The 6259-nt window shown below is 41.3% G+C and carries 8 protein-coding genes; 4 read left to right on the top strand and 4 right to left on the bottom strand.

The features are described from left to right. Nucleotides 1-573: 573 nt before the first annotated feature. On the bottom strand, nt 574-882 hold the full coding sequence (locus tag V7K21_RS00760) for a DUF3067 family protein (RefSeq protein WP_335170930.1): 309 nt from the start codon (nt 880-882) through the stop codon (nt 574-576). Between the two features lie 229 nt (nt 883-1111). Between V7K21_RS00760 and petC the strand changes: the two genes are divergently transcribed. The 4 genes from petC to V7K21_RS00740 all read left to right on the top strand — a co-directional run bounded on the left by petC (nt 1112) and on the right by V7K21_RS00740 (nt 3887). Then, a complete protein-coding gene (gene petC, locus V7K21_RS00755) occupies nt 1112-1651 on the top strand; it encodes a cytochrome b6-f complex iron-sulfur subunit (RefSeq protein ID WP_273766354.1) in 540 nt (179 codons plus the stop codon). 166 nt (nt 1652-1817) lie between these two features. Then, nucleotides 1818-2819 (top strand): cytochrome f, encoded by a 1002-nt coding sequence (gene petA, locus V7K21_RS00750; RefSeq protein WP_335170929.1) that lies wholly within the window; start codon nt 1818-1820, stop codon nt 2817-2819. Between the two features lie 292 nt (nt 2820-3111). Further along, nucleotides 3112-3432: a hypothetical protein gene (locus tag V7K21_RS00745; protein WP_335170928.1), complete on the top strand. Its 321-nt coding sequence runs from the start codon at nt 3112-3114 to the stop codon at nt 3430-3432. Then, the gene (locus V7K21_RS00740; protein WP_335170927.1) at nt 3432-3887 is read left to right on the top strand and encodes a type II toxin-antitoxin system YhaV family toxin; all 456 of its coding nucleotides are present in this window, start codon (nt 3432-3434) and stop codon (nt 3885-3887) included. Before V7K21_RS00745 ends, V7K21_RS00740 begins: the two co-directional genes overlap by 1 nt. Nucleotides 3888-4135: 248 nt before the next feature. On the opposite strand, the gene V7K21_RS00735 is transcribed toward V7K21_RS00740, so the two are convergent. The 3 genes from V7K21_RS00735 to V7K21_RS00725 form a co-directional block, all read right to left on the bottom strand. Further along, a complete protein-coding gene (locus tag V7K21_RS00735) occupies nt 4136-4333 on the bottom strand; it encodes a DUF6887 family protein (protein ID WP_335170926.1) in 198 nt (65 codons plus the stop codon). Beyond that, entirely contained in the window at nt 4317-4496 is a 180-nt protein-coding gene (locus tag V7K21_RS00730) for a DUF6888 family protein (protein WP_442948834.1), read from the bottom strand. The genes V7K21_RS00735 and V7K21_RS00730 overlap by 17 nt, the downstream gene beginning before the upstream one ends. A gap of 78 nt (nt 4497-4574) precedes the next feature. After that, complete coding sequence (locus V7K21_RS00725; protein ID WP_335170924.1) at nt 4575-6164, bottom strand: glycoside hydrolase family 57 protein; 1590 nt, start codon at nt 6162-6164, stop codon at nt 4575-4577. Between the last annotated feature and the right edge of the window lie 95 nt (nt 6165-6259).

Here is a 6259-nt window from a genome sequence, read left to right as displayed (position 1 = left end):
CTTTTTCTTCTGGATTCATGCTTGAACACTACCATCTTTCTTCCCTCATGGGAATATTCCTGACATTCCTACCTGGGCAGTTACAATTTATCAAGCAATACGCTTAGGTTAAGAAGAATAGCTTTGTTGGGTTGAGCGTAAGCGTTACCCAACAAAACCTTGATAATGTTGGGTTTCGTTCCTCAACTCAACCTACGCCAGTTTTAGTTTTTAACCTTAACCTAAGCGGATTAATTTATCAAGAACAAGTCAGAATAAAGCCATTAATTCCGTATGACTCTTTGATAGGGCAGCGCGAAGGAGTCCGCCTACCCCTGCTCAAAAGCCAGCTATACCTTGGTCTGGTAGCGAGCGTCTGAATATTAGTTTAAAACCTTGCTCCTTGTGGGCAAAATAAATATTAAATATTCTTTTTTATTAAAACTCTATACCTTTATGGGTAAAGTATTCACCAATTCTGAATTCTGAATTATGACTCCTGTTTCATTGAAATGATGTAGTGGCAATGGAGTATTTTTGTATAAAAAACACTGTGATTACTCAGAAAATTATTAATATTAATGGAATAGTAGGTCATAATATCCATTCCGAAGCGCGTTCACCCAAATCTAGAGGAATGCTAACAGCTTTACCGAGCCGGGGGCGATCGCGTGTTTGGGCAATAAATGTTTGTACTTGTATTGACCCACCCAAGGCATGAAGATAATTAGCAATGCTATCTAGATGCTCTTGATACTCCGTCTCGCTCAAGGGAAAAGAAGCTTGCTCCAGGTATTTCCACATTACTTGCAAAAATATCTTTCCCTGTGCCCGGCGGAACTGGACATCGTAAGAGTATCCCCACTTATCAAGCAATATCTGATGTAATTCCTGTCCTGTCATAGCTTTTCTCAATCAGATTTTACATTTAGTTATGATGTTAAGTTCCGTGACTCCAGTATGATAAGGATATAAAGAAATGTAATGCTAACAGAAAAGATGCTAAATATATCTTGGAACAGAGAAGTATGGCATCGTTGTGAGCGCTAGCATTTCGACTTAGACAAGAGTTCCTCAGGTACTAGTACTTTTGTCAAAATGCTTAACAAAATACACAAAGAGCGCGTAAATTATGGCTCAATTTTCTGAATCAGCAGACGTGCCCGATATGGGGCGTCGTCAGTTCATGAATCTGCTCACTTTTGGGACTGTCACTGGAGTGGCTCTGGGTGCATTGTATCCCGTTGTCAAGTACTTTATTCCACCCGCTAGTGGTGGTGCTGGTGGCGGTGTAACGGCAAAAGACGAGCTAGGTAACGATGTTAGCGTCGCTAAATTTCTAGAAAACCGGAATGCAGGCGATCGCAACTTAGTCCAAGGACTAAAGGGAGATCCCACCTATATTGTGGTAGACAGCAAAGAGGCAATCAAAGATTATGGCATTAACGCCATCTGTACTCACTTAGGTTGTGTCGTCCCCTGGAACGTTGCTGAGAACAAGTTTAAATGCCCTTGTCATGGTTCTCAATATGATGCAACTGGCAAGGTTGTCCGGGGTCCAGCACCTCTGTCTCTGCCTTTGGCCCATACCAATGTAAACGACGACAAAATCGTTTTGACCCCTTGGACTGAAACCGACTTCCGCACAGGTGATGCACCTTGGTGGGCTTAATCAGTGCTGTTAGCGGATAGCTATGGTTTAGTCCGTACTGAGTGCTGAGTTAAAAGTCTAGAGTCCAAAGTCTAAATTTTAGACTCCTAACTCCTAACTCCTAGCTCGCAACTTTTGAACCTCGACTGTTGACCAATCCATCAGAGAATCGTTGCCCTTATTAGAGATGAGAAATGTTTTCATAACAGCGAGGTTAACTCGCAGTGCTAGAGCGATTGTAAAAACATTGCTCATAGCGATCGCTACCCTGACATTTTACTTCACCAGCGATCTAGCTCTTCCCCAATCTGCTGCCGCCTATCCCTTTTGGGCACAGCAAACCTATCCCGAAACTCCCCGCGAACCAACTGGGCGGATTGTTTGTGCCAACTGTCACCTAGCGGCCAAGCCTACAGAAGTGGAAGTTCCCCAATCGGTGCTACCTGATACTGTATTTAAAGCTGTGGTGAAAATACCCTACGATCTCAGCGCCCAACAGGTTGGTGCCGATGGTTCTAAGGTTGGCTTGAATGTCGGTGCTGTACTGATGCTACCTGAAGGCTTTAAGATTGCTCCTGAAGACCGTATTTCCGAAGAACTTAAAGCAGAAATTGGCGACACTCCCTTCCAACCCTACAGCGAAGACAAAGATAACGTCGTCATCGTCGGCCCCTTACCTGGTGAACAGTATCAAGAAATCGTCTTCCCGGTTCTTTCTCCCAACCCCGCAACCGATAAAAACATCCACTTCGGTAAATATTCAGTTCACTTAGGTGCTAATAGGGGACGCGGACAAGTTTATCCTACTGGCGAAAAGAGCAACAATACTGTTTACAACGCTAACGCTACTGGCACAATTACCAAGATTGCTAAAGAGGAAGATGGAGACGGTAACGTTAAATATTTAGTCAGCATCCAGCCTGAATCTGGTGATGTTGTCGTTGATACGATTCCTGTAGGGCCAGAACTACTTGTTTCCGAAGGGCAAGCAGTTAAGACTGGTGATGCTTTGACCAGCAACCCGAATGTTGGTGGATTTGGTCAGTCAGATACAGAAATCGTACTGCAAGACGTTTCTAGAGTCAAAGGGATGATTGCGTTCGTCGCTCTTGTAATGTTAGCTCAAGTTATGCTTGTGCTGAAGAAGAAGCAGGTTGAGAAAGTCCAAGCTGCTGAAATGAATTTCTAAATTCTTTGCTAAATGATTACTTGTAAGACAGGCATTTTGCCTGTCTTTTTTATATGTTATGGTTATAAGTCTGTATGCAAGACTCAGAAGTTTATATGCAATTTGCTTTAAAAGTATATCTACTTAATCAAAAATTCTTATATTAAGTTATAGTCTTTTTTTGTGGAATCTGTTATAGTTTAGTTGTAAGTTATAACAGTTGTTATAACAAAACATAACTTCTCACATCAAATTTATAGTGTCTAGGTCTTGTATTTCAATGCCTAGTATCTTCCTACTTAGGAATTAGCTCATGGCTGTAAAAAGTTATCCCGTAACTCATGCAAAGGTAGGAAATCAAGATGGGTTTCGCTTACCTCGTGCATTCTCTAAGGATTATCCCCATTTAGCTAATGCTTCAGGCCATATTGAAGTGTTATCTGATAACACGTTCTTAGTTAGATTAGAAATTGATAATGTTGATGAAGCTGATGAAGATGAGGGCATTATGATGAGCCTTTTTCTTGACTTTCTGATGAAGGATGCAATGCAGAACCCTTCTGATCTGATTCCTTATACTCAAGAAATGAGCGATGAAATGGATGATTTACTAGCTGATGTAGTTATAGATTAATGGCTGCATTAACTTGTAATAGTTGGCAGATTTTTTTCTACCCATTGTTTAACGAACAATGGGTAGAATTGCGTAATAGGGTTCGTGTTTTAAAAAATGAGTTACCTAAAGAAGAATTTATTACACATTCAGATGTCAAATTCTTGAAAGTATTGAATATTGGCATTAAAGAAAAAATTCCTCAAGACCCTTTTGCTAATCACTTTGCTTTGCAAAAACCTTTGCAAAAGTATAGTCGTATGAAAAAAATGGGGCTACCTGAACGATATAGATTATTCTTTAGAGCATTCAAAGAACAAAAAATTATTATTATCCTTTGGTTAGGTTTTCCTCGAAAGGAAGGCGATAGAAAAGATTGTTATCAAGTTTTTAGCAAAAAAGTAGAGAATGGGGATTTTCCTGAAACTATTGATAATCTGCTTGCAGAATGTGAGTTAGAAGATTCTGATGATTAAAACGATGCTTGGTAAAACGTGAATTTTGCTTTCATCAGCAAGACAATCTCAACAATAAAATGACATTCAAAATTTTAATACTACTTTGTAGTATTAAATTAGATTATTTAGATAATGAGCTACGATTTTTCACTGCAAAATTGTGACCTAAATAAGCTAAAATCTATGATTAAATACCCTAGTATCCCTACGTATTACTCCTAATGATTTTCTCACCCTAATTATTCTTACTAAATTAGACAATAATCTCAAAGTTCTCCATTAATCTTGCGCCTGATGATTTCCATCTGGGCTTGCATATCAGCCCCTGTCACAGGCATAGGATAGCCTTTAGAATTAGGATCACGTTTGCTCATTAAAAAACGTAGAGCCTCAATGTCTTCGCGGTTTTCCACGACGTAAGCTCTCAACTCTGTAAAACTCATTTGCTCATAATTCTGGTTCATTGACAAAATCCCAGATTCCATTATTTAGTACAATGACTTGCAGTTCATCTCCATAGGATGTAAACTTGCCTATTTTATCGTCAAATCGAAATAAGCGGATGTCTTTATAAAGATTTGATAGCATTTGACAAACCCTTACACAGGCTAAGGCTTGCTCTGTTATTGGTAAAATAAACGCTCCTCACTATTAATATAGGGTGAGCAATGCCCACCCTACTCCTGTTGATTACTTTGTGTGAGACTATAGCGGACGGTAGACGCGATAGTTGATTTCAGGAAAAATATTATCCATTAACTCGACTTTTTCTAGCCAACCACTATCAATTTTGCCGATTTTCACATCTTCGTAGAGCTTATTGAACCGCATCAGGTGCGATCGCGTTCGTCTAACCGCATAGGGTACCATTGTTCCCGTCCGCATAATAAATGCCCAGTCAGAAGATTGTGCCAATAGCAGTTCCCGCGCCGCTTGGTTGAGCGCTTTGCACCCCAATTCATCCTCTGGTTCCAAATGCGAGATTTCAATCATCCGTTCCGCAGCTTTGTGCAAATGCGGATAAATCCACGCATTCGTTTCATTCAACCAATACTCGTGGAAACCCTTGAAACCCCAACTTGACTGCGAAGGACGACAGACTTGCTGATTTGGCTGATCCCGCAAATAGTCTGCTAAATGGGTCATTGCATAGGTTCCTTGGTCATACCACGACTTGCGGAATAGGTAATCGATGAACCAGGGGCCTTCATACCACCAATGTCCAAATAACTCCGCGTCATAAGGCGAAACGATAATTGGTGGGCGTTGCATTATAGCATAGAGATGTTCAGATTGCCTCTCTCGATTATACATAAAATTATCAGCATGTTCTGCCGCCTTTTCTCGCGCCCAATAAGGATCGTAGAGTGCCTTATCTGATAGACCTAAGCCACGCCCCGTAATTTTGTGATACTTAATGCCCGTATTTTTCCGCTGACCATTGGGCATGATGTAGGGCTTGATATACTCATATTCTGCTTCCCAGCCCAAATCTTTGTAAAATTCTCGATATTCCGCCGCCCCAGGATAGCCCACCTCAGAAGACCATACCTGTTGGGACGATTCATGATCTCGACCAAAGACAGCAACACCAGTTTCTGTATAAATTGGGGCATAAGTGCCAAAGCGCGGACGGGGACGGGCGTAAAGGATGCCATGCCCATCAGTCAGGAAGTAGCGTAACCCAGCATCGGCTAGCATCCGCTCTAAACCCTCATAGTAGGCGCATTCAGGCAACCAAATGCCTCTAGGTGCTTGTCCAAAGGTTTGTTCGTAATGTTCGCAGGCTACCTGAATTTGCGCCCACACTGCTTCTGGATACATTTTCATCAACGGTAAATAGCCGTGGGTAGCGCCGCAAGTGATGATTTCCAGGTTGTTACTGTCTTGGAACTTCTTAAAAGCTGTAACTAAGTCACCCTTGTAGCTTTCCCATAGCTGACGCGCTTCCTTAAACTCAGTAACGTAATATTCGGCTAAATAACGAAGATGCCCGTTATTGACATTATGTTCTGCTTCTAGTTGTATAAGTTCTTCTAGTTGAGCTAAGTGTGCGTCATAGCGTTCTTGCAGCAGAGGATCACGAAGCATCGACACTAGAGGTGGTGTCATACTCATCGTGATTTTAAAGTCGATACTGTCTCGCTTTAAGCCTTCAAATACTTTTAATAAAGGGATGTAGGTTTCCGTGATGGCTTCATAGAGCCATTCTTCCTCCAGCACGTAGTCACTTTCCGGGTGACGAACGAAGGGCAGATGTGCGTGGAGTACAAGCGCAACGTAGCCGATAGCCATAGTGATTTTGGGGTGATACTTGTAAGTTGAAGGTTGAGAAGTTTGGCAGAAATTAACAATATTTTAAGACTTTATGGGGATCGTAAAAATAGTTT

The sequence above is a fragment of the Nostoc sp. genome, assembly GCF_036919595.1.
Taxonomy (GTDB): Bacteria; Cyanobacteriota; Cyanobacteriia; order Cyanobacteriales; family Nostocaceae; genus Nostoc.
The sequence above is the reverse complement of the archived record's forward strand: the minus strand, read 5'-3'. Positions and strand labels throughout refer to the sequence as shown.